We start from the raw sequence: 16,805 nt of genomic DNA, 5'->3' as shown, positions 1-16,805 counted from the left end.
GTGGGCGCGCTGCTCGGCCAGATCACCGACGGTGCCGGCGCGGCCAAGCCCGCCGCGGCGCCCGCCAAGCCTGCCGCTGCTCCGGCGCCCGCCGCTGCCGCGCCCGCTCCGGCCGCGAAGGCGGCCCCGGCCGATGCGCCGCTCGCTCCCTCCGTGCGCAAGCTCTCAGCGGAGACCGGCATCGATGCCTCGACCGTTCCGGGCTCCGGCAAGGACGGCCGTGTCACCAAGGGCGACATGCTCGCTGCGATCGAGCGCGCCGCGTCCGCGCCGACCCCGGTCAACCAGCCCGCCGCCGCCGTTCAGGTCCGCGCGCCGTCGCCGGCCGATGACGCCGCCCGCGAAGAGCGCGTCAAGATGACCCGGCTGCGCCAGACCATCGCGCGCCGCCTCAAGGACGTGCAGAACACCGCGGCCATGCTGACGACCTTCAACGAGGTCGACATGACCAACGTGATGGCGCTGCGCGCCCACTACAAGGATGCGTTCGAGAAGAAGCACGGCGCCAAGCTCGGCTTCATGGGCTTCTTCACCAAGGCCGTCGTGCAGGCGCTGAAGGACATCCCGGCCGTCAACGCCGAGATCGACGGTACCGACCTGATCTACAAGAACTACTACCACATCGGCGTCGCCGTCGGCACCGACAAGGGTCTCGTCGTGCCCGTGGTGCGCGACTGCGACCACAAGTCGATCTCCGACATCGAGAAGGGCATCGCCGATTTCGGTCGCCGCGCCCGTGACGGCCAGCTCAAGATCGACGAGATGCAGGGTGGCACCTTCACCATCACCAATGGCGGCATCTACGGCTCGCTGATGTCGACCCCGATCCTGAACGCGCCGCAGTCCGGCATCCTCGGCATGCACAAGATCCAGGAGCGTCCGATGGTCGTCGGCGGCAAGATCGAGGTCCGCCCGATGATGTATCTGGCGCTGTCCTACGATCACCGCGTCATCGACGGCAAGGAAGCCGTCACCTTCCTGGTTCGCGTCAAGGAGAGCCTGGAAGATCCGGCGCGCCTGGTGCTCGATCTCTGATCCCTGATGCTTTGCGAGCGCCGTCGCCGACTTGCGCGACGGCGCGTGTCGAACCATGGAGGCGCGCGTGACGGATAAGGTCGTTGTCATCACCGGCGGCAGCCGCGGCATCGGGCGGGCGACCGCCATTGCCGCAGCCGCGCGCGGCTACCGGGTCGTGGTCGGGTACGCCAGCAACAAGAAGGCCGCCGACGAGGTGGTCGCGCAGATCGAGGCCAGCAACGGCAAGGCGATCGCGGTCAAATGCGATGTCGCCGAGGAACGCGACATCGTCGACCTCTTCAAGGAGGCCGACAAGTTCGGCACGCTTGGCGCGCTCGTCAACAATGGCGGCATCGTCGGCACCAGCGGCGTGCGCGTCGACGAGATGTCGGCCGAACGCATCCAGCGCGTGCTGGCGGTCAACGTCACCGGCTCCATCCTCTGCGCCCGCGAGGCCGTGAAGCGGATGTCCACCAAGCACGGCGGCAAGGGCGGCGTCATCGTCAACCTGTCGTCGGTCGCGGCCAAGCTCGGCGCGCCCAACACTTATGTCGATTACGCCGCGTCCAAGGGCGCGATCGATTCCTTCACCACCGGTCTCGGCTACGAGGTCGCAGGCGAAGGCATTCGCGTTGCGGGCATCCGCCCGGGCCTGATCGACACCGAAATCCACGCCTCGGGCGGCGAGCCCGACCGGCATCATCGTCTCGCCCACATGGTGCCGATGAAGCGCGTCGGTACCGCCGACGAGATCGCGAGCGCCATCATCTGGCTGATGTCGGACGAGGCGTCCTACATCACCGCTGCCACTCTCGATGTGTCCGGCGGACGCTGACGCGCCGCGCGGACGTTGGCACGCCGCGCGGACGCTGACACATCCTCATCACGCCTAACCTTACGGGACTTTCTCTCATGGCTACCTACGATCTCGTCGTCATCGGCACCGGACCTGGCGGTTATGTCTGTGCGGTGCGCGCAGCCCAGCTCGGCATGAAAGTCGCCGTGGTCGAAAAGAACGCAACCCTCGGCGGCACCTGCCTCAACGTCGGCTGCATGCCCTCGAAGGCGCTGCTGCACGCGTCCGAGATGTTCGAGGAAGCCGGGCACTCCTTCGCGAAGATGGGCGTCAGCGTTTCCGCGCCGAAGCTCGATCTGCCCGCGATGATGAACTTCAAGCAGCAGGGCATCGACGGCAACGTCAAGGGCGTCGAGTTCCTGATCAAGAAGAACAAGATCGACGTGCTCAAGGGCACCGGCAAGATCCTGGGGACCGGCAAGGTCGAGGTCTCCGCCGACGGCAAGTCGCAGCTGGTCGAGACCAAGAACATCGTGATCGCCACCGGCTCGGACATCGCGCGCCTCAAGGGCATCGAGATCGACGAGAAGCGCATCGTCTCGTCCACCGGCGCGCTGTCGCTCGACAAGGTCCCTGGCAAGCTCCTCATCGTCGGCGCCGGGGTGATCGGCCTCGAGCTCGGCTCGGTCTGGCACCGCCTCGGCGCCGAAGTCGTCGTCGTCGAATTTTTGGATCGCATCCTGCCCGGCATGGATGGCGAGATCGCCAAGCAATTCCAGCGCATCCTCGAGAAGCAGGGCTTTACGTTCAAGCTGGGCGCCAAGGTCACGGGCGTCGATACCTCCGGCAAGACGCTGAAGGCGACGGTCGAGCCCGCCGCCGGCGGCGCTGCGGAGACGCTGGAAGCCGATGTCGTGCTCGTCTGCATCGGCCGCGTGCCCTACACCGAGGCGCTCGGCCTGAAGGAAGCGGGCGTCGCGCTCGATCCCCGCGGCCGTGTGCAGATCGATCCGCATTTCGCCACCAGCCTGAAGGGCGTCTATGCCATCGGCGACGTCGTCGCTGGGCCCATGCTCGCGCACAAGGCCGAGGATGAAGGCGTTGCGGTCGCCGAGATCATCGCCGGCCAGGCCGGCCACGTGAATTACGACGTGATCCCGGGCGTCGTGTATACCACGCCGGAAGTCTCCTCCGTCGGCAAGACCGAGGAGGAGCTGAAGCAGGCGGGCATCGCCTATACCGTCGGAAAGTTTCCCTTCACCGCCAACGGCCGCTCCAAGGTCAACCAGACCACTGACGGCTTTGTGAAGATTCTCGCAGATGCGAAGACCGATCGCGTGCTCGGCGTGCACATTATCGGCCGCGAAGCCGGCGAAATGATCCATGAAGCCTGCGTTCTCATGGAGTTTGGTGGCAGTGCGGAAGATCTCGCGCGCACCTGCCACGCGCATCCGACCCGCTCGGAAGCGGTCAAGGAAGCCGCGCTTGCAGTCGGCAAGCGGGCCATCCATATGTAGTAACGCGCCCAGCGCCGAATCGGGCGGGAAACACATGTTGCGCCGCCTTCTTCAACCGGTCTGGGTCCTGCTTGCGATCGTCTTTCTGATCGAAGCCTGGCTGTGGGACCATCTCGAACCGATCGTTGCAAAGGTTGTCGCAGCCATCCCGCTGGCGCGCTTCAAGCAATGGCTGACGGAGCGTGTCGATGCGCTCCCGCCGGCCATGACGCTGATCGTGTTCGCGGTGCCGATCCTTCCGCTGTTTCCGCTCAAGCTGGTCGGCCTGTATCTGCTCACGCATGAATACTGGCTCACCGGCATGTCCACGTTCCTGTTCGCCAAGATGCTCGGCGTCGGCGTCACCGCCTTCGTGTTCGACGTGACGCGCGACAAGCTTCTGGAGATGCGCTGGTTCGAGCGGATCTACGATCTCGTGCTGAAGATCCGCGCCAAGGCCACCGCGCTCGTCGACCCGATCAAGCACCGCATCCGCGAGCTGATCGCCGGCAACGGCGAGGGCTGGTCGTCACGGACGCTGCGCCTGATCCAGCGGTTCAGGAAGAGCGTGCACCAGGCGCGGTGATCGGCGGAGCAATCGTTCTCTCACCGTCACCCTGAGGTGGCCGCTTCTTCAGCGGCCCTCGAAGGGCGACGGCCCCGCTCTATCCGCGCGGCAGCAGCTCGGCCGTTCATCCTTCGAGGCTCCGCCCGCGATGCGTTGCATCGCGGCCCTCGCGCCTCAGGATGACGGAAATAGCATGTCGCCGCCGCCTCAACCCCTCAATGCAGATGCAAGAGATGCGGCCACCACAGGCCGAGGCCGGTCATGAACAGGCCGGCGAGGGTCAGGATGCCGCTGACATAGGCCAGCGCGAACATGCCGGTGATGATGGTGGCCGAGGCCAGCACGATGCCGATCTGGAAGGCGGCCGACGCCAGCTCGAAATGATGGTATTTCGCGGTCGCCTCGTCGCGGTCGTGCTCGGCGTGCTTGGCCTTCTCGGCGAGCTGCTCGGTACCTTCGCCGGTCTCGGGCTCGGAGCGGTAGCGCGCCGCGGTCTTGGTCCAGTCGTCGACCTGCTTCTGCACGGCGGGCTTCTGCGCCTCGTCCGCGGCGGCGAGCGTGAGCTTGCCCTGCTCGGCCGCGGTGATCACCACGGTGCGGCGGATGCTTTTGGCCTGGAAGAACGCCCAGAGATTGGCGGCCTCGACGTTCTTGCTGATCGATTCGGTCTGGGCGCCCTTGCCGAGCGTCTCCGAGACCGCCAGGAACAGCGCCAGCACCGCGATCAGGAGCGCGATCTTCTTGTTCGAGCCGGACGCGTGTTCGGCGTGCTCGGCATGCTCCATGCTTTCATGTGCGCTCATGATTCCCCTCCGCTTCGGTTCCGCAACGATTGACCGAACCGCGCGGCCTGCGCAAGGGGCACGCAGGCTGTGACAGCTTCATGTCAGGAAGCAGCGGCCATTCAGCGCTGGTTCAGCAACATCACCGCCGCGGATGCGCGCTGGCATAGACTTCCAGCAGGCGCTCGGAATCGATCCCAGTATAGACCTGCGTGGTCGAGAGCGAGGAATGGCCGAGCAATTCCTGGATGGCGCGCAAGTCACCGCCGCGCGAGAGCAGATGCGTGGCAAAGGAGTGGCGGAGCGCGTGCGGCGTGGCGCTGTCGGGCAGGCCGAGCGCGCCGCGCAGCCGCTCCATCGCGAGCTGGATGATGCGCGGGCTCAACGGGCCGCCGCGCGCGCCGACGAAGATCGGGCCCTCCGCCGGCAGCGGATACGGGCACATCGCGACATAGTCCTGCACCAGTCCCAGCACGTTCTGCAGCACCGGCACCATGCGGGTCTTGTTGCCCTTGCCGGTGACGACCAGCACGTCGCCTTCGCCCGGCTTCGGCACCTCGCGGCGTTTCAGGCCGAGCGCTTCAGAGATGCGCAGGCCCGAGCCGTAGAGCAGCGCCATCACGGCGGCATCGCGCGCAAGGATCCAGGTCTCGCGATCCTCGCCGGCGCGCTCGTCGGCATCGGCAAGACGTTTTGCCGATGCCATCGGCAGCGGCTTCGGCAGGCTCTTCGCGACTTTTGGCGCGCGGATTGCGGACAAGGCCCCGACCTTGCCCTTGCCTTCGCGCTCGAGGAAGCGGCCGAACGAGCGCAGGCCCGCCAGCGCGCGCATCAGCGAGCGCCCGGCAATGTCGTCGGCGCGGCGCATCGCCATGAAGGCGCGGACGTCGGTCGCCTCCAGCGCGGCAAAACGCTTCAGCGTCACGCGCTCGCCCCAATGGGCACAGAGAAAATCCAGGCACTGCCGCAAGTCGCGGCCATAGGCCTCCAGCGTCTTCGGCGACAGCCGCCGCTCGGCGCCGAGATGCGACAGCCAGCGCGTCATCTCCTGCGCGATCGAGGGATCGGCGCTGGCGAGCTCGATTGGGGGTGCGGCGGCTTTGCTCATCGCTCTGGACGGATTGATTCCGCTCAGTATATCGCATCACACCCGTTTACTGTTCGCTAAGGCCGCCCCCGGGCGCTAGCCTTGCCACGCTAGTCTTGCCACATCAGGTTCCGATTCTCCCTCCAAAGCCCCCTTGATGGATCATTCGTCGCGCAGCTCGACCGTCCCCACCAACGCGACCGGCATGGTCGACGTGCTGGTGCCGGTCGCGCTCGACCAGACCTATTCCTACAAGGTGCCGCGCGGGATGGAGCTGAAGGCGGGCGATCTCGTCGGTGTGCCGCTCGGCCCGCGCGAGGTGCTGGCCGTGGTCTGGGGCGAGAACGCCAATCCGGATCCGCGCCTGCACAACCGGCTCAAGGAGGTCAGCGAGAAGCTCGACATCCCGCCGCTCAAGCCCGAGCTGCGCCAGGTCGTCGACTGGGTCGCCAATTACACGCTGAGCCCGCGCGGCATGGTGCTGCGCATGTGCCTGCGGATGGGCGAGAATCTCGGCCCCGAGCGGGTGCGTCCGGGCGTGCGTCTTGTCGGCGATCCCCCGAAGCGGCTGACGCCGGCACGGGCGCGCGTGATCGAGGTCTTGTCGGACCGGCTGCTGCACGGCAAGTCGGAGGCGGCGAAAGAGGCGGGCGTCTCGGCCGGCGTGATCGACGGCCTGGTCGATGAGGGCACGCTGACGGTCGAGCCGATGCCGCCGCCTGCGCCGCCGCCGGTGCCCGATCCGGATTTCGGCCGGCCGGATTTTTCGCCGCTGCAGCGGGCCGGCGTGGATGCGATGCGCGCGCTTGCGGCCAACGGCACCTTTCACGTCGCGCTGCTCGACGGCGTCACCGGCTCGGGCAAGACCGAGGTCTATTTCGAGGCGGTCGCGGAAACCATCCGCCGCGGAAAACAGTCGCTGATCCTGATGCCGGAGATCGCGCTCACCGGCCAGTTCCTCGACCGCTTCGCGCAGCGCTTTGGCGTGCGGCCGATCGAATGGCATTCGGAGCTGACCCCGCGCACCCGCGCCCGCAATTGGGCGGCGATCTCGGGCGGCACCGCGCCGGTCGTGGTCGGCGCGCGCTCGGCGCTGTTTCTCCCTTACGCCGATCTCGGCCTGATCGTGGTCGATGAAGAGCACGACCAGGCCTACAAGCAGGACGAGGGCGTGCATTATCATGCCCGCGACATGGCGGTGGTGCGCGGGCATATCGCAAAAATCCCGGTCGTGCTGGCGTCGGCGACGCCCTCGGTCGAGTCCGAGGTCAATGCCCGCAAGAACCGCTATCAGCGCATCGCGCTGCCCTCGCGCTTCGGCGGCCAGCACATGCCGCATATCGAGGCGATCGATTTGCGCCGCGAGCCGCCCGCGCGCGGCCGCTTCATCTCGCCGCGCTTGGCCGGCGAGATCAGGATCGCGATCGAGAAGCGCGAGCAGGCGCTGCTGTTTCTCAACCGCCGCGGCTATGCGCCGCTGACGCTGTGCCGGGCCTGCGGCCACCGCTTCGCCTGCACCATCTGCGATGCCTGGCTGGTCGATCACCGATTTCGCCAGCGTCTCGTCTGTCACCATTGCGGCTTCTCGATGCCGCGCCCGCATACCTGCCCGCACTGCGCGGCCGAGGAATCGCTGGTCGCGGTGGGGCCCGGCGTCGAGCGCCTGCAGGAGGAGGCCGCCGCGCTGTTTCCGCAAGCGCGCACCATGGTGCTGTCGAGCGATCTCATCACCTCGATCGAGACCATGCGTTCCGAGCTTGCCGAGATCGCGGAGGGCCGGGTCGACATCATCATCGGCACCCAGCTCGTGGCCAAGGGCCATAATTTTCCGCGGCTCAATCTCGTCGGCGTGGTCGATGCGGACCTCGGCCTGTCCAACGGCGATCCGCGCGCAGCGGAGCGAACCTGGCAATTGCTCAACCAGGTGATCGGCCGCGCCGGCCGTGAGCAGGGCCGCGGCGTCGGCTATCTCCAGACCCACCAGCCCGATCATCCCGTGATGAAGGCGCTGATCGCCTGCGACCGCGAGGCCTTCTACGACAGCGAGATCGACCTGCGTGAAAGGACGCTCTATCCGCCGTTCGGCCGGCTCGCGAGCCTGATCATCTCCGCCGGCGACCGCCCGAGCGCCGAAGGTCTCGGACGCAGGCTGGTCGCGCTCGCGCCGCGCGACGAGCGCGTCGTGGTGCTGGGCCCGGCGGAAGCGCCGCTCGCCGTCATCAAGGGCCGCTACCGCTTCCGCATCCTGGTGAAATCGGCGCGCGGCTTCGATCTGTCGGACTATTTGCGGAGCTGGCTTGCGGTGTGCCCGAAGCCGACGGGCAATCAGAAGCTGGAAGTCGACGTCGATCCGCAGAGCTTTTTGTAAAGCTCCGCGCACACTCTCCCCACGTCATTGCGAGCGAAGCGAAGCAATCCAGAATCCCTCCGCGGAGGCAGTCTGGATTGCTTCGTCGCTCCGCTCCTCGCAATGACGTGGTGAGAGCGGCGCGCAAATCTCCTCGCTCGTGCCCCGGACGCAGCGCAGCGTCACTTCGACGGTGCGCTGCTGAGCCGGGGCCCATGTCGCAGAGGAACTCGGGGCTCCTGGGTCCCGGCTCTGCGCCGCAACGCTCACGCGTTGCAGCTTGTCCGGGACACGACAGCCCAACAAAAAGCCCGCGGTCCCCCAAGACCGCGGGCTTGTTTCATTCGCGCAGCAAACTGATGAAACTGCGCGATGGCTGAGGCGCTTGATGCGCCTTAGGAGACGACTTCCGCGGTGACGCGACCGACGCCGGCGCCGGTGAGGCCGATCGCGCGGGCGGCGCCCGTGGAGAGGTCGAGAACCCGGCCGCGAATGAAGGGGCCGCGGTCATTGATGGTGACGACCACGCTCTGGCCGCGATGGGTGACGCGCAGCTTGGTGCCGAACGGCAGCGAGCGGTGCGCCGCAGTCAGGGCGTTCTGGTTGAAACGCTGGCCCGAGGCGGTGCGGCTGCCGGACTCGTTGCCGTAGTAGGAGGCCATGCCGGAGAAGCTGTGGCCGCCGCCGGAGGTCGGCGTCATCGCTGCATTGGCGTTGCGCCAATCAGAGGTCGGGTTGGTATCGGCCTGGGCGTGGTGGCGGTGATGATGGTGATGCCGGTGGTGGCGGGATTTGGCGGAAGCTTCGGTGGCAGTTCCACCGATAAGGAGAGTTGCGGCAACGAAAGCGATCGCCGTGCGCGGCCGGGTCGCAAAGCCCAGCGTCTTCAAAGACAGCATTTATTGGTCCCTAAGCTAGTATTGCCACATATGTGGCTAGTGGAGCCCCCATCAGTTTGTGAGCGGTTTGGCGTTTCGATTCCCAATGCGGCGTGAATTGGGCAGTAAATCATTCTGTGTCGTCATGAAACATCTTGTTACCGTCACGGGATATTCAGCCGATGTTCCGTAATCTTTGCCTTTAACGGTTTGTTAACTTCATTATTACTGCTTAATACTGTAAAACGAAGTCATCGCTTTCAGCATTTAGAATTGGGTAAGTATTCGGCGAGTGGAGCCGAGGGCGCCGGAATCACGGCTCAGCGATCCGTGTTCATGGCCGCTATGCGCTGAGGGCAGGAACCATCATGGGGAGAGGGCGCGGCGAGACCTCTCGTCAATTCCGCGACGCGGCAGGTCGTCGCCCCGATCCCCGATCCGCGTCCCCGATCAAGTCCTTGATCCAGTCTTGATCCCCGTCCTCGGGCCAGACGCTGATCGACGTGTCGCAATGTGCGACGAACTGGCGACAGAACCTCGTGCCTTTAATTTGGCGTCATGTTGCACCTGCGCGCCTGCTATGTTAGCAAAGCCGCGATTTTAACGGACCCGGCACCTCCCGTGTCGGCCGAAAATCGAAGTCCCGCTTGAATTCCAAGGGCTTGGATCGCTAGGCGCCGCTTTGTGGCGACGGTTTTTCCCTTGCGAGTTTGACAGCAAAAAGAGCGCGTCTGTGGCTGCAGAAGATACGTCCGTTTCAGGTGTGTCCGGCCGTTATGCAACGGCCTTGTTTGAACTGGCCCGCGACCAGAAAGTGGTCGACGAGGTCAAAGCCGATCTCGAGAAATTCGAGGCCATGCTGGTCGAGAGCGCCGATCTGAAGCGCCTCGTCCGCAGCCCGGTGTTTGCGGCCGATGCCCAGTCCAGGGCCCTGTCGGCCGTGCTTGCCAAGGCCGGTATCGCCGGCATCTCCGCCAATTTCCTGAAGGTGCTGACTGCCAACCGCCGCCTGTTCGTGGTGGCCGACGTCATCCGCGCCTACCGCGCCCTCGTCGCCAAGCTCAAGGGCGAGGCGACGGCTGATGTCACGGTGGCGGAAGCGCTCTCTGACAAGAATCTCGACGCCCTCAAGGTTGCCCTGAAGTCGGTGACCGGCAAGGACGTCGCGCTGAACGTGAAAGTGGATCCCTCGATCATCGGTGGCCTCGTCGTCAAGCTGGGCAGCCGCATGGTGGATGGTTCGCTTCGCACCAAACTCAATTCGATCAAGCACGCGATGAAAGAGGCAGGCTGATGGACATCCGCGCCGCGGAAATTTCCGCGATCCTCAAGGACCAGATCAAGAATTTCGGCCAGGAAGCTGAAGTCTCCGAAGTCGGACAGGTGCTGTCCGTCGGCGACGGTATCGCCCGCGTCTACGGTCTGGACAACGTCCAGGCCGGTGAAATGGTCGAGTTCGAGAACGGCACCCGCGGCATGGCGCTGAACCTCGAAACCGACAACGTCGGCGTCGTTATTTTCGGTGCCGACCGCGAGATCAAGGAAGGCCAGACCGTCAAGCGCACCCGCGCCATCGTGGACGCGCCGGTCGGCAAGGGCCTGCTCGGCCGCGTCGTCGACGGACTCGGCAACCCGATCGACGGCAAGGGTCCGATCCAGGCCGACAAGCGCATGCGCGTCGACGTCAAGGCGCCCGGCATCATTCCGCGCAAATCGGTGAACGAGCCGATGGCGACCGGCCTCAAGGCGATCGACGCCCTGATCCCGATCGGCCGCGGCCAGCGCGAGCTGATCATCGGCGACCGTCAGACCGGCAAGACTGCGATCGCGCTCGACACCATCCTGAATCAGAAGCCGCTCAACGCGCAGCCCGACGAGAACATCAAGCTGTATTGCGTCTACGTCGCGATCGGCCAGAAGCGTTCGACCGTCGCGCAGTTCGTGAAGGTGCTGGAAGAGCAGGGCGCGCTCGAATACTCGATCATCGTCGCCGCCACCGCTTCGGATCCGGCCCCGATGCAGTACATCGCGCCCTTCACCGGCTGCACCATGGGCGAGTACTTCCGCGACAACGGCATGCACGCGGTCATCATCTATGACGATCTGTCGAAGCAGGCCGTCGCCTACCGCCAGATGTCGCTGCTGCTGCGCCGCCCGCCGGGCCGCGAAGCCTATCCGGGCGACGTGTTCTATCTGCACTCCCGCCTGCTCGAGCGCGCGGCGAAGCTGAACAAGGACCAGGGCTCCGGCTCGCTGACGGCGCTGCCGGTCATCGAAACCCAGGCCAACGACGTGTCGGCCTACATTCCGACCAACGTCATCTCGATCACCGATGGTCAGATCTTCCTGGAAACCGACCTGTTCTTCCAGGGCATCCGTCCCGCGGTGAACGTCGGTCTGTCGGTGTCGCGCGTCGGCTCCTCGGCGCAGACCAAGGCCACCAAGAAGGTCGCCGGCAAGATCAAGGGCGAGCTCGCGCAGTACCGCGAAATGGCGGCCTTCGCGCAGTTCGGCTCCGACCTCGACGCCTCGACCCAGCGCCTGCTCAACCGCGGCTCGCGCCTCACCGAGCTCCTGAAGCAGCCGCAGTTCTCGCCGCTGAAGATGGAAGAGCAGGTCTGCGTGATCTGGGCCGGCACCAACGGCTATCTCGATCCGCTTCCGGTCAGCAAGGTGCGTGCGTTCGAGGACGGTCTGCTCTCGCTGCTGCGCGGCAAGAACGCCGAGATCCTCAATTCGATCCGCGACAGCCGCGACCTCACCGACGACACCGCTGCCAAGCTGAAGTCGGTGGTCGAAGGTTTTGCGAAGAGCTTCGCGTAAGAACCGTCACGGCCGGGCCAGAAGCGCGAAGCGCGTCTTCGCATTTGATGTCCCGGCCATCCACGCCTTACCGCGTGGACGATGAAGACGTGGATGCCCGGGACAAGCCCGGGCATGACGACAGGGATAGGCTAGCGGTTTGTCCGCAAGGGATCGAACCGTCGGGGACGAAGAATGGCGTCACTTAAAGACATGCGCGTCCGCATCGCCTCCACCAAGGCGACGCAAAAGATCACCAAGGCCATGCAGATGGTCGCAGCCTCGAAGCTGCGCCGCGCGCAGACCGCGGCGGAAGCTGCGCGTCCCTATGCCGACAAGATGAGCGCGGTGATCTCCAACATCGCCAGCGCCGCGGCGGGATCGCCCGGCGCGCCGGCGCTGCTGGCCGGCACCGGCAGGGACCAGGTTCACCTGCTGCTGGTCTGCACCGGCGAGCGCGGCCTGTCCGGCGCCTTCAACTCCTCGATCGTGCGTCTCGCCCGCGAGCGCGCCCAGTCGCTGATGGCGCAGGGCAAGGAAGTGAAATTCTTCTGCGTCGGCCGCAAGGGCTATGAGCAGCTGCGCCGCCTGTTCGACAAGCAGATCGTCGAGCATCTCGACCTGCGCAGCGTTCGCCAACTCGGCTTCGTCAACGCCGAGGACATCGCCAAGAAGGTGCTGGCCCGTTTCGACAACGGCGAGTTCGACGTCTGCACGCTGTTCTATTCGCGCTTCCGCTCGGTGATTGCGCAGATCCCGACCGCCCAGCAGGTCATCCCGCTGGTCGTCGAGGCGGGCGCTGCCGCCAACACCACGTCCTACGACTACGAGCCGGAAGAGGACGAGATCCTCACGCGCCTGCTGCCGCGCAATCTCGCGGTCCAGATCTTCCGCGCGCTGCTCGAGAACAACGCCTCGTTCTACGGCGCGCAGATGAGCGCGATGGACAACGCGACGCGCAACGCCGGTGAGATGATCCGCAAGCAGACGCTGGTCTACAACCGCACGCGTCAGGCGCAGATCACCAAGGAACTGATCGAAATCATCTCGGGTGCCGAGGCCGTCTGATCAAGGCGCTTCAGTACCCGTCAAACTCAACTTCCCGGTCGACAAGCTGACCGTGGTCTAAAAATTCGGATCGAAGGAGACATTCAATGGCAGCCCAGGTCGGTCGCGTTACCCAGGTCATCGGCGCCGTCGTCGACGTGCAGTTCGAAGGCCACCTCCCGGCCATTCTCAATTCGCTCGAGACCAAGAACGGCGGCAATCGCCTGGTGCTCGAGGTCGCCCAGCATCTCGGCGAATCGACCGTCCGCACCATTGCGATGGACACCACCGAGGGTCTGGTCCGCGGCCAGGAAGTGACCGACACCGGCGCTCCGATCCGCGTTCCCGTCGGTGAAGGCACGCTCGGCCGCATCATCAACGTCATCGGCGAGCCGATCGACGAAGCCGGCCCGGTCAAGACCGAAGGACTGCGCGCCATCCATCAGGAAGCGCCGAGCTACACCGACCAGTCCACCGAAGCCGAAATTCTCGTCACCGGCATCAAGGTCGTCGACCTACTGGCTCCGTACGCCAAGGGCGGCAAGATCGGCCTGTTCGGCGGCGCCGGCGTCGGCAAGACCGTGCTGATTCAGGAGCTGATCAACAACGTCGCGAAGGCGCACGGCGGTTACTCCGTGTTCGCCGGCGTCGGCGAGCGGACCCGCGAGGGCAACGACCTCTATCACGAGTTCATCGAGTCCAAGGTCAACGCCGACCCGAAGAATCCGGATCCGAGCGTGAAGTCGAAGTGCGCGCTGGTGTTCGGCCAGATGAACGAGCCGCCCGGCGCCCGCGCTCGCGTCGCGCTCACGGGTCTGACCATCGCGGAAGACTTCCGCGACAAGGGCCAGGACGTGCTGTTCTTCGTCGACAACATCTTCCGCTTCACCCAGGCCGGCTCGGAAGTGTCGGCGCTGCTCGGTCGTATTCCGAGCGCCGTGGGTTATCAGCCGACGCTCGCGACCGACATGGGCGCGCTGCAGGAGCGCATCACCACCACCCAGAAGGGCTCGATCACCTCGGTGCAGGCCATCTACGTTCCGGCCGACGACTTGACCGACCCGGCGCCAGCCACCTCGTTCGCGCATCTCGACGCGACCACCACGCTGTCGCGCTCGATCGCCGAAAAGGGCATCTATCCGGCGGTGGACCCGCTCGACTCGACCTCGCGCATGCTCTCCCCGCTGGTCGTCGGCGAGGAGCACTACGCGGTCGCCCGTCAGGTCCAGCAGGTGCTGCAGCGCTACAAGGCGCTCCAGGACATCATCGCCATTCTCGGCATGGACGAGCTTTCGGAAGAGGACAAGCTGACCGTGGCCCGCGCCCGCAAGGTCGAGCGCTTCATGTCGCAGCCGTTCCACGTCGCCGAAATCTTCACCGGCTCGCCGGGCAAGTTCGTCGACCTCGCCGACACCATCAAGGGCTTCAAGGGCCTTGTGGAAGGCAAGTACGATCACCTGCCGGAAGCCGCCTTCTACATGGTCGGCACCATCGAAGAGGCGGTCGAGAAGGGCAAGAAGCTGGCGGCGGAAGCGGCCTGATTCTAGGTGTCATTGCCGGGCGAAAGTGCGAAGCACGTCTTCAAGCTAAAGTCCCGGCGATCCATCGAACGAAAAATTCGATGGATGGACCCGCGGGTCAGGCCCGCGGGTGACAAGCGGAAAACAACGGATAGCCCATGGCCACCTTCCACTTCGATCTCGTCTCTCCGGAAAAGCTCGCCTTCTCGGGCGAGGTCGACCAGGTCGACATCCCCGGCGTCGAAGGTGACTTCGGCGTATTGGCAGGACACGCGCCGGTCGTGGCGGCGATCCGGCCCGGCATTCTCACCATCACCACTGGCGGCAAGCACGAGAAGGTCATCGTGCTCGGCGGCCTCGCTGAAGTCTCCGAAAAGGGCCTGACCGTGCTCGCCGACGTCGCGACGTCGCTGGCCGAGCTCGACCGCGCCCAGTTCGCCGAGACCATCGCGGAGATGGAAGAAAGCCTGAAGGAGCACGAAGGCGGCGAGCTCGATCACGCCATCGAACGGCTCGACCACTACAAGAGCATCCAGCAGCAGCTCACCTCCACGGCTATGCACTAAGCCCCGGGGCAGCGCTCCGGGGCTCAAGCTCAGTATTTCTGAACAGGTTCAGCGCTCGTCACCGGCCGTGGCGGGCGCTGAAACTTTGTTGCACCGTGCTGGGGATCGCGGCATTCTGCCCGCATATTTTGTCCCCGGGGCAGGGTGCAGATGAAACGCAAGATCGCGGCGATCTTCGCAGCCGATATTGCCGGTTACTCGAGACTGGTCGCGGAAGACGAGGAGGAGACGCTGCGGCGTCTGGCCTCCTACCGCGAGGTCGTCGACGATTTCATCGCCAAGGCCAGCGGCCGCATCTTCAATACCGCAGGCGATGCCGTGCTCGCGGAATTCCCGAGCGCGGTCGATGCGGTGCGCTGCGCGATCGACATCCAGGAGAGCCTGCGTACCCGCAACATGGCCTATCCGCCGAGCCGGCAGATGTCGTTCCGCATCGGCATCACCATCGGCGACGTGGTCGAGCGCGACGGCGATCTCTTGGGCGACGGCGTCAACATCGCAGCAAGGCTGGAGGGCCTCGCCGAGGTCGGCGGCATCTGCGTCTCCCGTGCGGTGCACGAGCAGGTCGCCAACAAGCTCTCGGTGCAATTCGCCGATATCGGTGCGCAGGAGGTGAAGAACATCCCGACGCCGGTGCATGCCTACATGGTGGCGATGCGGCGCGAGGACGGCAGCTATTCCAAGCCGCAGCTGAAGAAGGCGGCTGCGAAGGTGGCCGCCGCACCGGTGTGGATGTGGCCGCTGGTGGTGGCCGTGGTCTCGATCGTCGGCATCGTCGTCACCGGCTTCCTCTACAACACCAAGCTCAAGCAGACCGCGAGCATCGCTGCTCCGGCCGTGACGCCCAGTGCTGCGCCGAGCCCAACGCCGACTGCAATGGCCGCGTCGCCGACGCCGATGCCGACCCAAATGGCAAAGGCGCCGATGGCGCCGCCGAATGCCGGCGCCGCGATGGCGCCGATGCCATCGCCGTCGCCGTCCGCATCGCCGACATCAGGTCAGCTTTCAGCCGACAGCGTACCCTTCATCAACGAGCGCGTTCGCAGCTTCCTCGCCGGCGATTATGCGAGCTCCGGCGACTACAAGGCCTTCGCGCTCAATGTCGGCGGCTTCACCGGCTCGGCGATGAACCAGCCGAACGAGGAAGCCGCGCGCAACATGGCGATCGAGCAGTGCCAGAAGCGCGCCGACGCCGCGCAATCGCCGCGGCGATGCGAGCTCTATGCGCTCGGCAACACCGTCGTGTACGCGCATGGCAAGCCGCCGATGCCGCCGCCGCCCTACTTCCGGCATGATGCGATGATCGAGCGGGCCTTCGCATCGAAGGATTTTCCGATCGTGCGTGAGCCGCAGAAGGTCCGGCTCGAGAACATCTTCGTGCCCGCGGCGAAATCCCGCTCGGTCGCGCTCGGTCCGGGCGGACAATATTTCATGGTGCTCGGCGCCTCGTCCGCGGAGGATGCGGCGCGGCGGTCGCTGGAATCGTGCGGCGCGATCGCCGGCGTGGCGTGCCTCGTGGTTGCGATCGACGACAATTTCGTCGTGCCGATCCCGACCCTGTTCAGGATCACCGGCTTCTTCAATGCGGCGAGCAACGCCTCGATCGTGGCGGATGCGCGCGGTGAGGTGGTGCGCAAGCTCGGCGACGCCATGGGCTGGAATGCGGTCGCCGTCGGCACCGCCGGCCGGGCAGGTCTTGGCCTCAAGGCCGCCGACGAGCAGGCCGCCGTCAAGTCCGCGCTGGCCGACTGCGCCAAGCGCGACAGCGATTGCCACGTCATCGCGATCGGCCCGTTCACGGTGGGTCCGATCAATTAGAGCGTTTTCGAGCGAAGTGGACACCGGTTCGCGTGAAGAAAACGCGTCAAAACAAGAATCTAGAGCTTCGGTTCTGATTCA

Annotated in this window: 14 protein-coding genes; 11 read left to right on the top strand and 3 right to left on the bottom strand. The window is 65.5% G+C overall.

Annotation, left to right across the window (positions count from 1 at the left end):
• The 4 genes from odhB to UNPF46_RS28505 all read left to right on the top strand — a co-directional run.
• Positions 1-1,035: 2-oxoglutarate dehydrogenase complex dihydrolipoyllysine-residue succinyltransferase (odhB, locus tag UNPF46_RS28520; RefSeq protein WP_142252213.1), on the top strand; the 1,035-nt coding region annotated here is incomplete at its 5' end.
• Between the two features lie 55 nt (positions 1,036-1,090).
• On the top strand, positions 1,091-1,852 hold the full coding sequence (locus UNPF46_RS28515; RefSeq protein ID WP_142252212.1) for an SDR family oxidoreductase: 762 nt from the start codon (positions 1,091-1,093) through the stop codon (positions 1,850-1,852).
• A gap of 77 nt (positions 1,853-1,929) precedes the next feature.
• A complete protein-coding gene (gene lpdA, locus UNPF46_RS28510; RefSeq protein ID WP_142252211.1) occupies positions 1,930-3,330 on the top strand; it encodes a dihydrolipoyl dehydrogenase in 1,401 nt (466 codons plus the stop codon).
• Positions 3,331-3,364: 34 nt separating this feature from the next.
• On the top strand, positions 3,365-3,895 hold the full coding sequence (locus UNPF46_RS28505) for a hypothetical protein (protein WP_100179348.1): 531 nt from the start codon (positions 3,365-3,367) through the stop codon (positions 3,893-3,895).
• Positions 3,896-4,092: 197 nt separating this feature from the next.
• Here UNPF46_RS28505 and UNPF46_RS28500 read toward each other — a convergent pair whose 3' ends face one another.
• Together UNPF46_RS28500 and UNPF46_RS28495 are read right to left on the bottom strand one after the other, a co-directional pair.
• A complete protein-coding gene (locus UNPF46_RS28500) occupies positions 4,093-4,680 on the bottom strand; it encodes a DUF4337 domain-containing protein (protein WP_100179349.1) in 588 nt (195 codons plus the stop codon).
• A 121-nt stretch (positions 4,681-4,801) separates the two neighbouring features.
• Entirely contained in the window at positions 4,802-5,767 is a 966-nt protein-coding gene (locus UNPF46_RS28495; protein ID WP_142252210.1) for a tyrosine recombinase XerC, read from the bottom strand.
• Between the two features lie 136 nt (positions 5,768-5,903).
• On the opposite strand from UNPF46_RS28495, the gene UNPF46_RS28490 reads away from it, so the two are divergent.
• The gene (locus UNPF46_RS28490; protein WP_142252209.1) at positions 5,904-8,114 is read left to right on the top strand and encodes a primosomal protein N'; all 2,211 of its coding nucleotides are present in this window, start codon (positions 5,904-5,906) and stop codon (positions 8,112-8,114) included.
• 374 nt (positions 8,115-8,488) lie between these two features.
• Here the strand turns inward: UNPF46_RS28490 and UNPF46_RS28485 are convergent, their stop codons facing one another.
• On the bottom strand, positions 8,489-8,992 hold the full coding sequence (locus UNPF46_RS28485; RefSeq protein WP_100179352.1) for a septal ring lytic transglycosylase RlpA family protein: 504 nt from the start codon (positions 8,990-8,992) through the stop codon (positions 8,489-8,491).
• A gap of 712 nt (positions 8,993-9,704) precedes the next feature.
• Here UNPF46_RS28485 and UNPF46_RS28480 point away from each other — a divergent pair.
• The 6 genes from UNPF46_RS28480 (at position 9,705) to UNPF46_RS28455 (ending at position 16,724) form a co-directional block, all read left to right on the top strand.
• Positions 9,705-10,265 carry a F0F1 ATP synthase subunit delta gene (locus UNPF46_RS28480; RefSeq protein WP_142252214.1) on the top strand — a complete coding sequence of 187 codons (561 nt, stop codon included), beginning with the start codon at positions 9,705-9,707 and terminating at the stop codon, positions 10,263-10,265.
• Positions 10,265-11,794 carry a F0F1 ATP synthase subunit alpha gene (atpA, locus tag UNPF46_RS28475; RefSeq protein ID WP_100179354.1) on the top strand — a complete coding sequence of 510 codons (1,530 nt, stop codon included), beginning with the start codon at positions 10,265-10,267 and terminating at the stop codon, positions 11,792-11,794. The genes UNPF46_RS28480 and atpA overlap by 1 nt, the downstream gene beginning before the upstream one ends.
• 174 nt (positions 11,795-11,968) lie before the next feature.
• Positions 11,969-12,841: a F0F1 ATP synthase subunit gamma gene (locus UNPF46_RS28470; RefSeq protein ID WP_100179355.1), complete on the top strand. Its 873-nt coding sequence runs from the start codon at positions 11,969-11,971 to the stop codon at positions 12,839-12,841.
• 86 nt (positions 12,842-12,927) lie between these two features.
• Positions 12,928-14,361 (top strand): F0F1 ATP synthase subunit beta, encoded by a 1,434-nt coding sequence (gene atpD / locus UNPF46_RS28465; protein WP_100179356.1) that lies wholly within the window; start codon positions 12,928-12,930, stop codon positions 14,359-14,361.
• A gap of 137 nt (positions 14,362-14,498) precedes the next feature.
• Complete coding sequence (locus UNPF46_RS28460; protein WP_100179357.1) at positions 14,499-14,906, top strand: F0F1 ATP synthase subunit epsilon; 408 nt, start codon at positions 14,499-14,501, stop codon at positions 14,904-14,906.
• Between the two features lie 150 nt (positions 14,907-15,056).
• Positions 15,057-16,724, top strand: a complete 1,668-nt coding sequence (locus tag UNPF46_RS28455) for an adenylate/guanylate cyclase domain-containing protein (protein ID WP_100179358.1) — start codon at positions 15,057-15,059, stop codon at positions 16,722-16,724.
• Positions 16,725-16,805: the final 81 nt, after the last annotated feature.

The organism is Bradyrhizobium sp. UNPF46 (assembly GCF_006658625.1).
In the GTDB taxonomy this organism is placed as follows: Bacteria; Pseudomonadota; Alphaproteobacteria; order Rhizobiales; family Xanthobacteraceae; genus Bradyrhizobium; species Bradyrhizobium nitroreducens.
This window is presented reverse-complemented; position numbering and strand designations above follow the sequence as displayed.